At 66.2% G+C, this 15,847-nt stretch carries 12 protein-coding genes, 1 tRNA gene and 1 pseudogene; 5 read left to right on the top strand and 9 right to left on the bottom strand.

The genetic code is table 11. The features are described from left to right. Positions 1–77 precede the first annotated feature (77 nt). Complete coding sequence (locus M673_RS08725; RefSeq protein WP_148640003.1) at positions 78–1,259, bottom strand: glycosyltransferase; 1,182 nt, start codon at positions 1,257–1,259, stop codon at positions 78–80. A 96-nt stretch (positions 1,260–1,355) separates the two neighbouring features. Here M673_RS08725 and M673_RS24145 point away from each other — a divergent pair, with 96 nt between their 5' ends. Next, positions 1,356–1,814, top strand: coding sequence for a hypothetical protein (locus M673_RS24145; protein ID WP_148640002.1), 459 nt, complete (start codon positions 1,356–1,358; stop codon positions 1,812–1,814). A 234-nt stretch (positions 1,815–2,048) separates the two neighbouring features. On the opposite strand, the gene M673_RS08720 is transcribed toward M673_RS24145, so the two are convergent. The 3 genes from M673_RS08720 to M673_RS08710 all read right to left on the bottom strand — a co-directional run bounded on the left by M673_RS08720 (position 2,049) and on the right by M673_RS08710 (position 4,514). After that, a tRNA-Ser gene (locus tag M673_RS08720) sits at positions 2,049–2,138 on the bottom strand. A gap of 139 nt (positions 2,139–2,277) precedes the next feature. Beyond that, on the bottom strand, positions 2,278–3,483 hold the full coding sequence (locus M673_RS08715) for an SMP-30/gluconolactonase/LRE family protein (RefSeq protein WP_061975391.1): 1,206 nt from the start codon (positions 3,481–3,483) through the stop codon (positions 2,278–2,280). A gap of 41 nt (positions 3,484–3,524) precedes the next feature. Then, positions 3,525–4,514: an SMP-30/gluconolactonase/LRE family protein gene (locus tag M673_RS08710; protein WP_061975390.1), complete on the bottom strand. Its 990-nt coding sequence runs from the start codon at positions 4,512–4,514 to the stop codon at positions 3,525–3,527. 265 nt (positions 4,515–4,779) lie between these two features. Here M673_RS08710 and M673_RS08705 point away from each other — a divergent pair, with 265 nt between their 5' ends. Further along, positions 4,780–6,450, top strand: a complete 1,671-nt coding sequence (locus tag M673_RS08705; RefSeq protein ID WP_061975388.1) for a methyl-accepting chemotaxis protein — start codon at positions 4,780–4,782, stop codon at positions 6,448–6,450. A 75-nt stretch (positions 6,451–6,525) separates the two neighbouring features. On the opposite strand, the gene M673_RS08700 is transcribed toward M673_RS08705, so the two are convergent. The 5 genes and pseudogenes from M673_RS08700 to glpK all read right to left on the bottom strand — a co-directional run bounded on the left by M673_RS08700 (position 6,526) and on the right by glpK (position 12,522). Next, positions 6,526–7,788: a porin gene (locus M673_RS08700; protein ID WP_061975386.1), complete on the bottom strand. Its 1,263-nt coding sequence runs from the start codon at positions 7,786–7,788 to the stop codon at positions 6,526–6,528. Positions 7,789–8,082: 294 nt separating this feature from the next. Beyond that, positions 8,083–8,796 carry a FadR/GntR family transcriptional regulator gene (locus M673_RS08695; protein ID WP_244493048.1) on the bottom strand — a complete coding sequence of 238 codons (714 nt, stop codon included), beginning with the start codon at positions 8,794–8,796 and terminating at the stop codon, positions 8,083–8,085. Between the two features lie 217 nt (positions 8,797–9,013). Continuing rightward, positions 9,014–9,370, bottom strand: a complete 357-nt coding sequence (locus M673_RS08690; protein WP_061975384.1) for a hypothetical protein — start codon at positions 9,368–9,370, stop codon at positions 9,014–9,016. A gap of 10 nt (positions 9,371–9,380) precedes the next feature. Then, positions 9,381–10,895 (bottom strand): FAD-dependent oxidoreductase, encoded by a 1,515-nt coding sequence (locus tag M673_RS08685; protein ID WP_061975382.1) that lies wholly within the window; start codon positions 10,893–10,895, stop codon positions 9,381–9,383. A gap of 121 nt (positions 10,896–11,016) precedes the next feature. Then, positions 11,017–12,522 (bottom strand): annotated as a pseudogene (gene glpK / locus M673_RS08680) (glycerol kinase GlpK). A 212-nt stretch (positions 12,523–12,734) separates the two neighbouring features. Here glpK and M673_RS08675 point away from each other — a divergent pair. The 3 genes from M673_RS08675 to M673_RS08665 all read left to right on the top strand — a co-directional run bounded on the left by M673_RS08675 (position 12,735) and on the right by M673_RS08665 (position 15,843). Continuing rightward, entirely contained in the window at positions 12,735–13,499 is a 765-nt protein-coding gene (locus tag M673_RS08675) for an SDR family NAD(P)-dependent oxidoreductase (protein ID WP_061975380.1), read from the top strand. Positions 13,500–13,921: 422 nt separating this feature from the next. Then, complete coding sequence (locus M673_RS08670) at positions 13,922–14,749, top strand: phosphogluconate dehydrogenase C-terminal domain-containing protein (protein ID WP_061975378.1); 828 nt, start codon at positions 13,922–13,924, stop codon at positions 14,747–14,749. Positions 14,750–14,814: 65 nt separating this feature from the next. After that, positions 14,815–15,843: a Gfo/Idh/MocA family protein gene (locus M673_RS08665; protein WP_061975376.1), complete on the top strand. Its 1,029-nt coding sequence runs from the start codon at positions 14,815–14,817 to the stop codon at positions 15,841–15,843. Positions 15,844–15,847 lie beyond the last annotated feature (4 nt).

The raw sequence follows: 15,847 nt of genomic DNA, 5'->3' as shown, positions 1-15,847 counted from the left end.
TCTTGGGTGGGTGCTCCACCCGGCGTCGGGAACTTCATTTCCATCTTTCGATCTCCAACACCCGAAGCCGATCCGTCTCAAACCCGCTCGTCATGCGTGAGCACGAGCGTGTTCGAAGAGTCTTCGTGCGCTTCGATCTCGTTCCATTCCGGCTGGCGGAACGTGTTTCTCTTGCGCGCCAACTCGGCTTCGACGAATGCCGACATTTCGCGGCGAAAACGCGCCGAAGAAAAGCGCTGCGCCCTTTTTCGGATGCGCGAGGGGTCGAATTCGTCGAACCGCGCCTCGAAGCGACGCACCGCATCCACCAACCCGTCCACCGACTGGTCGGTGAAGAAGACGCCCGCGCCTTCGTCCCCCATGCTTTCCAGCGCGCCGCCGGCACCATAGGCGATCACCGGACGCCCGCTGGCCATGGCCTCGACGGGCAGGATGCCGAAATCCTCCTCGCCCGGAAACACGAGGGCGCGGCAGTGGCTGAGGTGATGCTTCAAGGTCGCAAAATCGCAGCGGCCAAGGAACTTCACGCTCGGGCCGGCCACGCGCCGCAAGGGCTCCAGATGCGGCCCGTCGCCGATCACCACCAGGGGCTTGCCCATCCTGGTGAAGGCCTGCACGGCGAGGTCCACGCGCTTGTAGGTGACGATCTGCCCGGCGCAGAGATAATAGTCCTCGATCTTGTTCGCGGGCTCGAAATCCTCAACCGCGACGGGCGGGTAGATCACCGTCGACAGGCGGCCGTATACGCGCGCGATCCGACGCGAGACATGCATGGAGTTGGAGACGAAGGCATCGACACGCGCCGCCGTGGTCACGTCCCACATGCGCAGGAGAGGCGCCACGAGTGAGAAGACGAAGCGCGACGCCAGACCCAGCTCGCGGCGATACACGTGGTAATGATCCCAGATGTAGCGCATCGGCGAGTGGCAGTAGCAGATGTGCAGGGCGTCGGGGCGCGTCACGATCCCCTTGGCCGGCCCGGACTCGCTGGAGATCACCAGATCGTAGTCCGTGACGTCGAGCTGCTCCAGCGCGAAGGGCATGAGTGGCAGAAGCTTCTGGTAGTGCTTGCGACTGCCGGGGATGCTCTGGAGAAAGGACGTGGTGATCTTGTGCTTGCGCAGGATGGGAGACAAGGTCCCCTCGTCCAGCACGAGCGTGAAGATGTCCGCCTGCGGGTAGAGCTTGCAGAGCTCTTCGAGAACCTTCTCCCCGCCCCGCATCGTCACGAGCCAGTAATGGACGATCGCAACCTTCACCCGTCGACTCCTCAGATTTCCAAGCGACCGTTCCCGGCCCCACGCCAGCGTGCGATCCAAGCCGCCTCAGCTCAGCGCGCTGCAACGGAGCGGGGAATGCCCCGCTCCGAACACGCGTCGCCGCTTTCGGCTGGAATAGCGGAACGCCGCTTCGTGGGAAAGCCGACCGGCCGTAGCGGCAGGATGGGCACCGGCCCGAAACTCGCGTCCAATCGTTTCGCCAGTTCAAGACGCGACACTGCCCGCCGCAAAAACAATCACATATTCGAAAATACAATGCCTTCTGCTGTTGCATTGCGCAATGGCGATTCTCTTTTTCCGCGTCCTATCCCTAATGCCAGACAATCACAGGTCGCTGATCTCAAGGCTTCCCGCCTGTCTTCATTGGTAAAGAACGCGTCTCGCCGCACTGTAAATTCAAGACCTGACGGAATTACGTTCAATTTGATTGTTTTCGCAGGAAGTGACACGTCCGTCTCGATGCAACGACGATTGTGTTGCAGGAATGGCGAACGCATCCTGTTTGCCAAGAGTCCAGGACATCCGACCTACTGAGGGACGTCGAAGAACGACAGAACAAACAAACCGGCAATCTCGCGCGCCAAAATGGATCGTGCGACAATCCAAGATTTACCGCAATGCAGCATTTTGGGTGAGATGCCGAACTGGACGGCGCGCCACTCGAGTGCATGCCCATCATCGGCACGGACCAAACGATACGCGTGGGCCAAGATAATCGTTGCGGGAAATCGGGGAAACAGTCGAAGCGGGAAAGCTATCGGCCGATCATGGCGGAGAGGATGGGATTCGAACCCACGATACCATTTCTGGTATACTCCCTTAGCAGGGGAGCGCCTTCGACCACTCGGCCACCTCTCCAATACGCTCCGACTAACGGAAGCGAGACTTTGGATCAAGGGGTCAAGACGCAAATCCTGTGAAGCGGGGCGTCGCCTCCAGCGCCCCGCAAGCCTTAAGCCGCTGCAGCGTCCATCCGCGCCGGGCTTGCTCGCCCCCCTCAAGCCGGCCCAGCGTCGATGCGCACGCGCAACACGGCATAGGGCGGCTTCTGCCGATCTTCGCCCTTGTTGTATTCGGGGCGGCGGTTCACCTGCGCGGCCGAAACGTAGAGCCATTTGTCGGAGGTGATCACGATCGTATCGGCCCAGACAAGGCGGGGGTCGGAGGCGATCACCTCGATCCGCCCGTCGGGATGGTGGCATCCGACGGCGTTCTGCTCCTGCAGCGTCAGATAGACCCGGTCCATTGCATCGGCGCCGAGCCCGCCGGTCATGCCCTTCTCGCCGAGATCGTCCACCATCGCGGCGATCTCCGCATCGCTGCGGGCCGGGTCAAGAAGCGCCGACGCATCCACGGCGTAGAGATGGCGCCCGATCAGCGGCGCATAATAGAGACGCTTGCCATCCGGCCCGAGGGCGATGCCGTTCGCGCCGCCTTGTACGGCACGTGCCGGCCCCTTCCCCGAATCGAGCACCACCGGGCGGTGCTCCACGAACTTCGCCAAGCCCTTCTGCGACTGCGTGCTGGCATGGCCGGCCAGGCGCCGCACGACGCGCTCGGTTTCGAGATCCACAGCCAGGATCGCCCCTTCCCCGTCCTGCCCCTGGTCGGAGATGAAGGCGCGAGCCCTGCCGCCTTGCGTATCGACGCGTAGATCGTTGAGAGAGGAGGTCGGAGCAATGCCCGGTTCGAGCGGAATGGTGCGAAGGGCCCGCTTGGTCTCGATGTCGAACTGAACCAGCTTGGCACCGCCCGGCACCGGCGGCCCCTTGCCTTCCGGCAACCCGGCATCGAGCACCCAGAGATGGCCGGCCGTATCGAAGACGCCGTTGGGAACATGCATGAGCGATCGCTGCGGCGCGTCGGGGTCAACCGCGTTGGTCGCGGCATCGGGAAAGGGCGTCACCGAACCGTCGGGCGCCACCTCGCCCAGCGTATAGGGCACCTTCGCGTCGAAACGCGGTATCATGACGAAGACCCGGCCGCCCGGCGAGATGGCAAGGCCCGTCGGCGTGGAGGGCGCGTTTGCGAGGAATGCCAATTCCATATCGCCGACACCACGAGCCGTGCTCCCCTCGCCCCGAGCCTCGCCGGTAACCCAAAGCGGTGAGCCCGTCTCCTGCGATAAGGCCGGGCCGCCCAGAACGAGCGAAGCGCCGAGGCCGGCGCTGTGGGCGAGAAATTGTCGGCGGGATGGCGCCATGTCACGAACTCCTGCGGATCAGGGAATGATGGGGAAGTGTGTCAGCCGCGGCCGAAGCGCAGGCCGGCAACGGCGAGATCGATCGCGTGGACGGCCTTCCCGGCGGTGATGAACAGGCGCTTGCCGTCGGCGCCGCCGAAGGCAATGTTGGAACTGGCGGTTGCCGTCGGAATGCGGCCGATCCTTCGCCCGTCCGGGCCGAAGACTCGCACCCCATCCTGGCAGGCCGCGAAGACATGTCCGGCCTCGCTGACCTCCAGTCCATCGGGAACGCCGGGCGAAATCGCGGCGAAGAGGCGGCCTTCGTCCAGGCTCCCGTCCGCCGCCACCGCGAAGGCCCAGATGCCGCTCGGCCCCTCCGGGTTCAAAGCCGCGCCGCTTTCGGAAACATAGAGCGTGGCGCCATCAGGGGAAAAGGCGAGTCCGTTGGGCTGGTCGAGCCGGTCGGTGCGCGCCTCCAGCCGCCCATCGGGGGCGATGCGATAGACCCGGCGCGCCGTCTGCTCGGGCTCGGCCATGATGCCCTCGTCGGGCTGGCGAATGCCGTAGACGGGATCGGTGAACCAGATCGCGCCGTCGGGGGCGAGGGTCGCGTCGTTGGGAGAGTTCAGGCGCTTGCCGTCGAACGCGTCCGCCAGGACGGTCAGCGTGCCGTCCGCCTCCTTGCGCACCACGCGGCGGTTGCGATGCTCGCAGGTGACGAGGCGCCCTTCGGCGTCGAGCACGTTGCCATTGGCGTTGTTGGACGGGTCGCGATAAGGCGATATCTCACCCGGGCCGCCCAAAAGATTCATGCGATTGGCGCGCACGTCGCTGAACACGAGGCCGTTTCGGTGAGGAAGCCAGCACGGCCCTTCGCACCAACGACCACCCTCGTAGAGCGTTTCGAGCCGGGCGCCGGGGCGAAGGAGGCCGGACATATCTCCGTCGCTCGGTGCGGCGGCACCCTGAGCCCAGGCCGAGCGGGCCAGCATGAGGCCGCCGGCCATCGTCAGTCCCGCCGCGACGAACTCCCTTCGATTTAGCCCCATGATCCGCCCTTCGCCGTTTCGCTCGGCGGGGGAACGAATGGAAGCGGCAAATGCTCCCGACGACGTGGGTTTGCCGCGCCGGCGTGTCGAAGCCCTTGTCGGCAGACCCTCTCGAAGAGTGTTTAGGGATGCTTCAGCATAGGGCGCGTTTTTTCGGGCAGAGCGCCCGGTAGTTGGGCACCAAACGAAGTCTGATGTCTTATCCCGTCATCGAAAAGGGACCCCCGCAAACGAGACGCTCATCCGGCGGGGTGATGAGGGTGACATGTCGAGTCAAAAGCTTCGGATTTCCATTCGCGCCAAGGTCGTCGCACTTGCTCTTGCAGCGCTGACGGTGGCTTCCGTCACCAACATTTGGCAAGCCTATAGCTCCGCCGTGGAGGATGCTTCGCACAAAGCATCCACTCGCCTCGCGTCGAACGACAAGGTCGCCTGGCGCATTCTCAATCCCGAGGGCGCGACCTTCCGAATCGAGAACGGGCAACTCTATCTCGGATCGAAGCTTCTCAACGGCGATACGGAGATCGTCGACGAGATCAGCGGCCTCCTCGGCGGAGCCGCGACGCTCTTCCAGGGCGACACCCGGGTCAGCACCAGCCTGCGCAACGAGGACGGCTCGCGCGCAAACGGCACCAAGCTGACCTCGGCCGCGGCCGCCACCACGGCGCTCGCCGGCGGCCAGCCCTTCCGGGGCGAAGCGGCCATTCTGGGGAAGCCCTATTACGTCGCCTATGATCCTCTGAAGGATGCGTCGGGCCAGACAATCGGCCTGCTCATGGTTGGGCTCGATCGCACGGCGTATCTCGCCGGCATTTCGAGCACGGTCCAGTCCATGGTGATCACCAACCTCGTCATCGCGGGCGTGGCCGGCGTTCTCATTTTCCTCGTCAGCAGCATGTTGTTCCGCCCGCTCCGCTCGCTCCAGACCGCCTTCGGGCGCATTGCAGACGGCAATCTCAGCGAACCGCTCGAGCCGGTGCGCAGCCGGGACGAGATCGGCGACCTTCAGAATGCCGCTTCCACGATGAGCCGCAACCTGACGTCGATCGTCACCAACATCCGCACCGCCTCGTCGCAAGTGACGGCGGGGTCCAGCCTGTCGGCCGAGACCGCCGACCGCCTGTCGTCGGGCTCGACGGAACAGGCCGCCGCCTCCGAGCAGGCGTCCGCCGCGATCGAGGAGATGACCGCCAACATCCGCCAGAACGCCGACAACGCCTCCACCACCGAGAAGATCGCCGCCCAGGCCGCCGAGCATGCCGGCACCACGGGCGCGGCGGTGGCGCAGTCCACCGAGGCCATGCGCGCCATTGCCGAGAAGATCGCCGTGGTGCAGGAGATCGCCCGCCAGACCGATCTCTTGGCGCTGAACGCCGCGATCGAGGCGGCCCGTGCCGGCCAGCATGGCAAGGGGTTTGCGGTGGTCGCCTCCGAAGTGCGCAAGCTCGCTGAACGTTCCCAGGCGGCGGCGGCTGAGATCGGCGAGTTGTCGAGCCGCACGCTGGTCGTGGCGGAGGACGCCGGGGCGCGGCTGGAGCGATTGGTTCCGGACATTCGCAAGACGGCAGAGCTGGTGTCGGAGATTTCAGCGGCGTGCCGGGAGCAGTCGATCGGCATCGAGCAGATCAACCAGGCGATCGGCCAGCTGGATCAGGTGACGCAGTCGAACGCCGGTGCGGCGAACGAGATGGCGGCCACCGCTGAGCAGCTTTCGGCGGAAGCCGGACGGTTGGCGGACGAAGCCGGGCGCTTCAAGCTGTCGAACGACGCGTCCGCACCGCGTGCCACGCAGACCGCCGCTTCGAAGCCGGCGCGCATTGATCGCGCGGAGATTGCCGGCGAGGCGGATGGCTTCCAGCGTTCGACGCTGGTGCGCCTGCCCGGCGAAGCCTCGGCCCGTCGCATCACCTCGCTGGGTCTGAAGCGTCAGGCCTAATCCAATCCCCAACACAAGAACGGGCGCCCCGAAAGGAGGCGCCCGTTTTCGTTCGAGAACGGATCGCCGGCGAGATCAGAAATCGCGCTGGAAGCGAAGGAAGCCGCTGGTCTGATCGACGTCGCCGACCCGGTCAAAGTCGACATTACGATAGGAGACTTCGGCGAGCGTGGCGAATTTCGGGGTGATCTGGTAGCCGAGATTGCCGACCAGCGCGTAGTAATCGCCCCGGCTGTCGAAGGTGCCGAACTGTCCGTTGGGAAGCTGCCCGAAGAAGCCGGTGTCGAAGGTGCGGCCGAACTGGCCAGCGACCGCCAGACCCAGATTGCCGAACTTCTGCGCGTAGCCGGCGCCCACGGCATATTCCAGGAAGATCGGAACGGAACCCGGCTCTGGGTTCAGGACGGTCGGGTTGTTTTCCGAGAAGGTGCGCGTCGTGGCGAGACCGGCGATCGAGGCATAGACGGTCGGGTCGAAGGCGTAGTGCCCTTCGATCTTGAGCGAAGAGTCCGGCGCGATCAGGTTCTTCAGGAGCACGCCGCCCTTCAGGGCGAAGGCGTCGTTGTTGCCGTCCTGCAGACGCGTCGGCAGGCGGGGAAGGAAGATCGGGTAGAACTGCGATCCCTGGTAGTCGAAGGGCTCGGCGCCGATCGCGGAAATCGCGTCTTCCTCGTTGAAGGTCTCGTCATAGACCGCCGATAGGAAGGCCCCGCCCCAGCTACCGGAATAGACCAGCTTGGCATGGATATCCGGCACCGCGTCGCCCGTCGCATCGTCTTCCAGGCCGACGGTGGCCGAGAAGTTGCCCATCGCGTAGGTGTAGGAGATCTGGTTGGTGTTGAAATCGCCCACCACGAGATCGGTGTCGGTCAAAAGACCGTCTTCGATGCCGCCGATGTCGGAGGACCACATCGAATCGCGGTAACCCGCGAGCAAGCCGCCAAGCTGGACGAAGCCCTGGTCCATGGCGACGTCGTTGGCCGAGCCGGAGCGGTTCGTGTTCTGAAGCCGCACGAAGGCGCGCAAGGTGCCGAGTTCGGTTTCCTCGCGAATGTCGAAATTCAGGCGCGTGCGCAGGGCCGTGTTGACCTGGTAGTCGTCACCTTCGAGATTCGTCGCGGGAGAGCCGGCAACGATCGTATCGAAGCGGAGATAGCCGCCGAGATTGAAGCAGGTTTCCGTTCCGGGAATGTAATGGAAGCCGGCCCCATAGACGTCGCAGACCCGAACGTAATCGGCAGGCTCGGCCTGTGGCACGACCACGGCATCGGCCGCATGAGCGGCGGACAAAGCCGGCAGACTCACGCTGGCCGCGAAAACAAGACTACGGATCGTCATTCGAAAGCCCCCGGCATTCCTTTGGTCTCCATCCGGCGGATCGCTTGCAGCGTCCCCATCCGCCTGATTGGATTTCGTGCCTTACTATCGAAACGCAAAGCGCTGACATGCTCAACCTCCGGCCGTGGTCGGGCGCTGGGTAGGCCAGGATTTGAAGGTGCGGTGTTGCAGGAAGCTCACGCAATCCAGCCCCGCTCAAGCGCGCCCGGACGCCTGTTCTCCCGACGTTCCGTTCGGTCGCGCGCCAGGAAAACCTAGCCGGACTTTCAGCGCTCCAATGTCTGATTCGCGGCGTCAGTCGCCGAGGGCGCTGATATCGTTGAGCGCGAGGCCGACGAGCTCGGCCATGGTGCTACGGGCCAGTTCGGGATCGCCCTTCTCGATGGCCAGAAACACGGCGAGATGCTCGGGCAGAGGATCGCGCGGCATCTGTCCGTCGCGCGCCTTGAAAATCGTGGTCCACCGAACCGCCGAGGCGATACCGCTGGCCAGCGTGCCCAAGGCTTCGTTGCCGGTCGCTCCGAGAATCAGCTCGTGGAACAACCGATCGGCGTTGCGCCCCTCTTCCACGGCTAAGCCGTGCCGCTCCATCCCCTCCAGCGCGCGGCGCAGTTCCGCGATCTGCTCGGGCGTGCGGCGCTCTGCGGCGAGCGCCGCCGCCGCGGGCTCAACGATCTGACGCAGCTCGAAAAGCTCGCGAAGGAAGGTCGGGTCGGGCGCGCCGCTCTCGAAGATCCAGCGCAGGACGTCGGGGTCCAGGAAGTGCCATGTGTTACGCGGGCTGACGCGGGTTCCCGCCTTGGGGCGGCTGTGAACCAAGCCTTTGGCGGCGAGAATGCGAACGGCTTCCCGGTAGGCGGTGCGCGACACCTGCAACTGCTCGGAGAAGGTGACTTCATTCGGCAGGAGTTCGTTCGGCTCGTAGCGCCCGGTCAGGATGGCCGTGCCGATCTCCTGCGCGATCGAGCCGTGCAGACGCAGGGATTGCCGTGCGGGCGTGCGCCTCACGGGTACGATGTCGATGACCAGCGTCGCGTCTCCCCTGTTCCCACCACGCCCTTCCCCGACGCAATGCCTCCGAAGGCAAGTGCAGCACAATCCGGCGCATTGCTCTAGGGGCTCGGGCGAAGCACGATTCTGTTTTACCCCACCCCCAGAGATGATTTGTCGGAGTAATTCGGGGAAATGTCCATGCCGATCGCGCCCCCAGCGAGTGAGGGCGCCGTCACGAGCGGGCGGCCGGCCTGTCGCCGGCCTCGCGCTCCGCGTCGTCGAGTGCGGTGAACCAATCGGCATAGGGTGTCGAGCGCACCATCCGCTGGCTGAAATCCGCTGCCCCGTCCGTCCACCAGACGAGGCCGCGTTCGCCGAGATCGCGCTTGGCTTCATCCACGGTGCCGCGCGCCGCGCGTAGGGCCGCGTCGTCCCCAGTGCGCTTGGCGGCTCCGACGGCGCGCCTCGCCGCCATGAGGCGCTTTACCCCGTCCTCTCGCTCGGCCTCCGAAAGGTTGGGGTTCGACATGCGCCAGAGCCGTCCGCGCACCACGAAATAGCGCCCGTCCGGCGTCACGGGATAGCGCATGCCCTTCGCCCTATCGCTCCCACTCCGCTTCGGTCTCCAGCGCCGCCTTGTCGCGCTTGGAGGTGACCAGCGCCTCCCCGCCCGTCTCGTCGCGGATTCGAAGCGCGAAATCACGCTGCTCTGCCGAACCGTCCATCTCGGCTTGGGCGATTGCATCGGCATGGCCGACATAGCGAAGGCTCGTGCCGTAATGAGCGCTCCAGAAGAAGGGCACGTCCTCGAAGCGCTCGCCCTCTCCCGAGAGGACGCGGGCGACATGCTGGCCCTGCCGCTCGGCATGGACCCAATGCTCGATCCGCTGGCGTCCATCGCCCGTCGGGCGACGAAGGTTCGCGACATCGCCAGCCGCGAAGATGCCGGGATAGGAGGTTTCCAACCGGGCATCCACGAGAATGCCGCCGCCCTGCTCGCGCGCCGCGAGTTCGAGCCCGGCCTCCCTCGCCAGATCCACACTGGGCGAAACGCCGAGGCCGAGCACGAGGAAGTCGGCCGGAAGTCTCGTCCCATCCTCCAGCACGGCCGCCGATCCATCGAAGGAGCGGACCTTGCCCTGGTGAAACCGCACGCCGTTTTCCTCGTGCAGGCCGCGAACCATCCGGCCGACCTCTTCGCCCAGCACCTTGCGCATCGGAATCTCGCCGGGCGCAACCACGTCCACCTCGACGCCGCGCCCCCGCAACGAAGCCGCCGCCTCCAGCCCGATGAAGCTGGCGCCGACCACCAGCGCCCGCTTGCCCTCGCGGGCCTCCGCGATGATCGCGTCGGCATCCGCCAGACTGCGAAGGACATGGACATTCGCTCGATCGAAGCCCGGCGTGTCCGGCCGCTGCGGCGCCGCGCCGGTCGCGATCACCAAGGCGTCGAAGGCCAGCACCTCGCCTCCGGTCAACCGGATCGTCCGGTCCAGGGGATCGATCGCCTCGACACTCGCGCCGCTGCGCAAGGTCACGCCGCTCTCGGTTAGGAAGGCCGTTTCCTTGAAGGCGACGCCGGTGCGCTCCTCCTTGCCCGCGAGATACTGCTTCGAGCAGAAGGTCCGGTCATAAGGGGCGTCCTCTTCCTCGCCAATCAGCGTGACATGGCGCCCGGCGCCGCGCTTGGCGAGTTCGTGGGCGCAGGCGAAGCCGGCCGCGCCAGTGCCCAAAATAAGGATGCGGTCCGGCGCGCTGGGCGCCGGCCTAGGCCGCGCCGCGTCGGTTTGCGCCCCTACGGTAATGCGCCCCTCTCGCTCCTCCACAAGGTAGCAGGAGAGCGGGGCAAGAGCGGGCGCGGCCACCGCCTCGCCCGTGTCGGCGGAGAAACGGGCATGATGCCAGGGACAGCGGATTTCGCCGCCGGCCAGGAGCCCCGTGTCGAGCATGGCGCCGAGATGGGTGCATTTGGCAGAAAAGGCACGCAGGCCCGCTTCGCTGCGCACCAGGATCACCGCCACCTCGCCCACCGTGCCGCGCAGCATCGCGCCGGGGGCGAGATCGGACGAGGCGATCCCCTGGGTGAAGTCCGGTCCCTTGCTCTTTTCAGCCATGCGTCGCGCCCTTGTCTGGAATCCTTCCAGGCAAATCGGCCGCCGGCCGTGTGGTTCCGAGATGGTTTGGCAGGCTTCGTCGAAGCGGCACGAGCACCACCTCGCCTGACCCGTCCTATGCCTATGTCGCGAGTGCCGGCAGGTCGCTGAGGGTCCGGCGCACGGCCTGCCGCCAGCCGGAGAGCTTTCGCCCGCGCAGAGCGGCATCCATGCCGGGCTCGAAGGTCCGGTCGAGGCGCCAGCGTTCCGCAAAACGCGCCTAGTCAGGCCAGGCGCCGCAATGCTGGCCGGCGAGCCACGCGGCCCCCAGCGCCGTGGTCTCCAGCACAACGGGCCGGTCCACCGGCGCGTCCAGAATGTCGGCGAGGCGCTGCATGGTCCAGTCGCTCGCCACCATACCGCCATCGACGCGCAGTTTCGTCTCGCTTGCCCCCGGCCAGTCCGCCCGCATGACCTGAAGCAGGTCGGCCGTCTGGAAGCACACCGCCTCCAGCGCCGCACGGGCGAACTCGTCCGGCCCCGTGTTACCGGTGAGGCCGTAGATGGCGCCCCGCGCCTCCGCGTCCCACCAGGGTGCGCCGAGGCCTGTGAAGGCCGGCACGAGGAACACGTCCTGCTCCTCGCTCGCACGCGCCGCCATGGCGCCGGTGTCGCTCGCTCTCTCCACTATGCGCAGCCCGTCGCGCAGCCATTGCACCGCCGCCCCGGCGATGAAGATCGAGCCTTCCAGCGCATAGGTCGTCCGGCCGTTCAGCCGATAGGCGACCGTGGAGAGCAAGCGATTGCGCGAAGGCGCGCGCTCAGGGCCCGTGTCGAGAACGGCGAAGCAGCCGGTGCCGTAGGTCGACTTCATCATGCCGGGCTGGAAACGGGCATTGCCGAGCGTCGCGGCGTGCTGGTCTCCCGCCATGCCGCAGATCGGGATCGGCGCGCCGAAGAGCTTGGCCTCCGTCGCGTCGGAATCGGCCGCGCAGTCCCTCACCTCAGGCAGAAGCGACAGCGGCACGCGCAGAAGCCGGCAAAGCTCTCCGTCCCAGGCGTTGCGGTCGATGTCGAACAGCATGGTGCGCGCGGCATTGGTCGTGTCGGTGGCGTGGACGCGGCCGCCCGTCAGCCGCCAGAGACGGAAACTGTTCACGGTTCTGAACGCCAACTTGCCGCGCTCGGCCAGCGCCCGCGCCCTGTCCACATGATCCAGCAGCCACGCGAGCTTGGTTCCGGCGAAATAGGGATCGATCACGAGGCCGGTTCGCGCCTGGATCATCTCCTCCGCGCCGTCGGACACGAGGCGGCGGCAGGTTTCTGCAGTGCGCCAGTCCTGCCAGACGATGGCGTTGTGGATCGCCTCGTCCGTGTCGCGGTTCCACAGGACTGTCGTCTCGCGCTGGTTGGTGATGCCGAGAGCGGAAAGATCGCGGGCCGAGAGCGAGGCGTCGGCCAGCGCAGCCTTTACGGTGGAGACGACGCTGCGCCAGATGGCTTCCGGACCGTGCTCCACCCAGCCGGAACACGGCAGAATCTGCTCCAACTCCTCCTGGCCGACGCCGACCACCCCGAAATCAGCGTCGAAGACGGTGGCCCGCGCCGAAGTCGTGCCCTGGTCGATGGCGAGGATATAGCCGCTCATGCCCGCGCCTCCGCTCGGCCGCCCCAAGCACCTGCCAAGGCGCGCCGCCCGCAACCGTCCGCTGATCTCCGCAAGGCTTGTCCCTTCCCGACCCGTTGTCACCGAGGGCAATCCAGAGCCAGGACGGCGGTCGAGGAACAGACCCGTCGGCGTCTTTCCTCTTCGCCCAGTGCAGCGTAGAGCGCCGCGCAGAAGCAGATGGAGAAGCGGATATGACCAAGCTGGCGGTGGTGACGGGCGGCAACACGGGCATCGGGCGGCATCTCGCCGTCGCCTTCGCCAAGGCGGGCCACGCCGTCGCCTTCAGCTACAAGCTGGACGAAACGGCGTCGGCGTCGCTCGTCAGCGAGATCGAAGCTATCGGCGCCCGGGCGCTGGGGCTCGAATGCGACGCGGGGCGATCGGCCGAGGTCAACGCCTTTTTCGATGCGGCGGAGCGCTGGCACGGCTCGGCACCCGACGTCCTCGTCAACAATGCCGGCATCCAAACCTGGAGCTCGCTTCTCGACCTCGCGGAGGAGGATTGGGACCGAGTCATCGCGACCAATCTGAAAGGCACGTTCCTCAACACGCAGGCCGCCGCTCGGCGGATGGTGGCAGCCGGGAAAGGCGGCGCCATCGTCAATATCGGCTCGGGCTGCAACAAGCTCGCCTTCCCCAAGCTGGTGGACTACACGGCCTCTAAGGGCGGCATCGAGCAATTGACCAAGGTCTCGGCCGCCGAGCTTGGGCCCCATGGCATTCGCGTCAACTGCGTGGCGCCCGGCGCCATCCTCAACGAGCGCACGCTTCAGGAAGCGCCAGATTATGCCGCCAGCTGGGGCCGCATCACTCCGCTGCGCCGCGCCGGCACGGCCGAGGATATCGCCGGCCCGGTCCTGTTCTTCGCCAGCGAGGCCGCCGGCTTCGTCACCGGGCAGACGCTCTGGGTCGACGGCGGCGTCTTCACCCAAGCCAACTGGCCGCAGGACGCTTGATCCTCAATCATCCAACTGGCAAACTCATTATACCAGTTGACGAGAAAACCGAGGATTGTCATTGTCACGTCACCGCTGCGGGGAGGCAGCGCTCGAGTCGAGGATCGCGTAGCCGAAGACGGCCGATCGCTCGCCGTCGAGAGTCTCGGGAGGACGATCCATGTTCAAGCAGGTTCTTCAGTCCGGCGCGGCCGCGGCCAAACTGCGCCAAGGGCGAGACCTTCAAGCTTGACGCCATCGCGACGGTGCTCGGCGGCACGACCATTTCGGGTGGACATGACAAGATCGTCGGCGCCTTCGTCCATCGCGGCCGTCGTGGTCGACCAGTTCCAGCAACGCCTGCAGCAGCGCATCGCGCTTCAGCGTCAAGCGGCCCTCTGCCGCTGACGGCAGGTTCTCTCTTCGCAGTGAAAGGAAAAGGCATGACAAGTATCGCTCTGTTCGGAGCCGGCGGAAAGATGGGCTACCGCCTCGCCAGCAATCTGAAGGGCTCGCGCTTCGACGTGCGGCATGTCGAGCTGAGCGAAGCCGGCCGCGAGCGCCTGAAGTCGGGCCTCGGCTTCGACTGCGTGCCGCAGGAGCAGGCGCTCGAAGGCGCCGAGGTAGTGATCCTCGCCGTGCCCGATACGGCGATCGGCAAGGTGGCGAGCGGGATCAACGCACAGCTGAAGCCCGGCACGATGGTCGTGGTGCTCGACGCCGCCGCCCCCTTCGCAGGCCATCTGCCGGAGCGCGCCGACCTGACCTATTTCGTCACCCATCCCTGCCATCCGCCGATCTTCAACGACGAGACCGACCCGGCCGCCAAGCGCGACTTCTTCGGCGGCATCGCGGCCAAGCAGCACATCACCTCGGCCCTGATGCAGGGGCCGGAGGAGCATTACGCGCTGGGCGAGGAAGTGGCCAAGGTGATCTGGGCGCCGGTCATGCGCTCGCACCGCGTCACCGTCGAGCAGATGGCGCTGCTGGAGCCCGGCCTGTCGGAGACGGTCTGCGCCAGCCTGCTGGTGGCGATGCGCGAGGCGATGGACGAGGTGGTTCGGCGCGGCGTGCCGAAGGAGGCCGCGCGCGACTTTCTGCTCGGCCACATGAACGTCCTCGGTGCCGTGATCTTCGAGGAAACGCCGGGCGTCTTCTCCGACGCCTGCAACAAGGCGATCGAGTTCGGCAAGCCGATGCTGATGCGCGACGACTGGAAGAAGGTCTTCGAGCCCGAAGAGCTCGCCGCCTCGATCCGCCGCATCACCTGACCGAGACAAAACCCGCCCGAGTTCCGGCTCGGGCGGGCCCCGCTGAGAATTGGGAGATCTAGTCAATGAGCGAACTGCGTGGCGCCCTGATCGGCTGTGGCTTCTTCGCCGTCAATCAGATGAACGCCTGGGCCGATCTTCCCGGCGTGCGGATGGTCGCGATCTGCGACCGGGACGAGGCGCGCCTCGCGGCCATGGGCGAGCGGTTCGGCATCGCGGCGCGCTACCGCGACGCGGCCGAGATGCTGCGCGCCGAGAAGCCCGACTTCGTGGACATCGCCACCACCGCGCCGAGCCACCGCGCGCTGGTGGAGCTCGCTGCCTCGCTCGCCATTCCCGTGGTCTGCCAGAAGCCCTTCGCGCCGACGATGAATGATGCGCGCGCCATGGTCGCGGCCTGCGAGCGTGCGACCGTGCCGCTGATGGTGCATGAGAATTTCCGCTGGCAGTCGCCCATCCTCGCGGTGCGCGCGGCTCTCGATGCCGGCACGATCGGCGCGCCCTTCTTCGGCCGCGTTTCGTTCCGCTCGGCCTATGACGTCTATTCCGGCCAGCCTTATCTGGCGGAAGGCGAGCGCTTCATCATCGAGGATCTCGGCATCCACGCGCTCGACATCGCCCGCTTCCTGTTCGGCGATGTCGCGGCCATCACGACGCGCACGACCCGCGTCAACCCACGCATTCGCGGCGAGGATGTCGCCACCATGCTGCTCGACCACGAGAGCGGGATGCATTCGGTCGTGGACTGTTCCTATGCGACGCGGCTCGAAGAGGACCGTTTTCCCCAGACGCTGGTGGAAATCGACGGAACCGAGGGCACGATCCGCCTCGACGCCGGCTATCGCCTCAGCGTGACGGATGCGGACGGCACGCGCCACGAGGATGTGTCCCCGCAGCTTCTGCGCTGGGCCGAGCGCCCCTGGCACAATATCCAGGAAAGCGTCTTCCTGATCCAGAAGCACTGGGTGGAAGCGCTTGCAGCCGGGCGCGCGCCCGACACGTCCGGCCGCGACAATCTAAAGACGCTGGCGCTGGTGGAGGCGGCCTATCAGGGCGCCGCGTCCCGCCAGACCATCGATCCGGCAACGGTCTGAGACC

This window comes from Aureimonas sp. AU20, assembly GCF_001442755.1.
Classification (GTDB): domain Bacteria; phylum Pseudomonadota; class Alphaproteobacteria; order Rhizobiales; family Rhizobiaceae; genus Aureimonas.
This window is presented reverse-complemented; position numbering and strand designations above follow the sequence as displayed.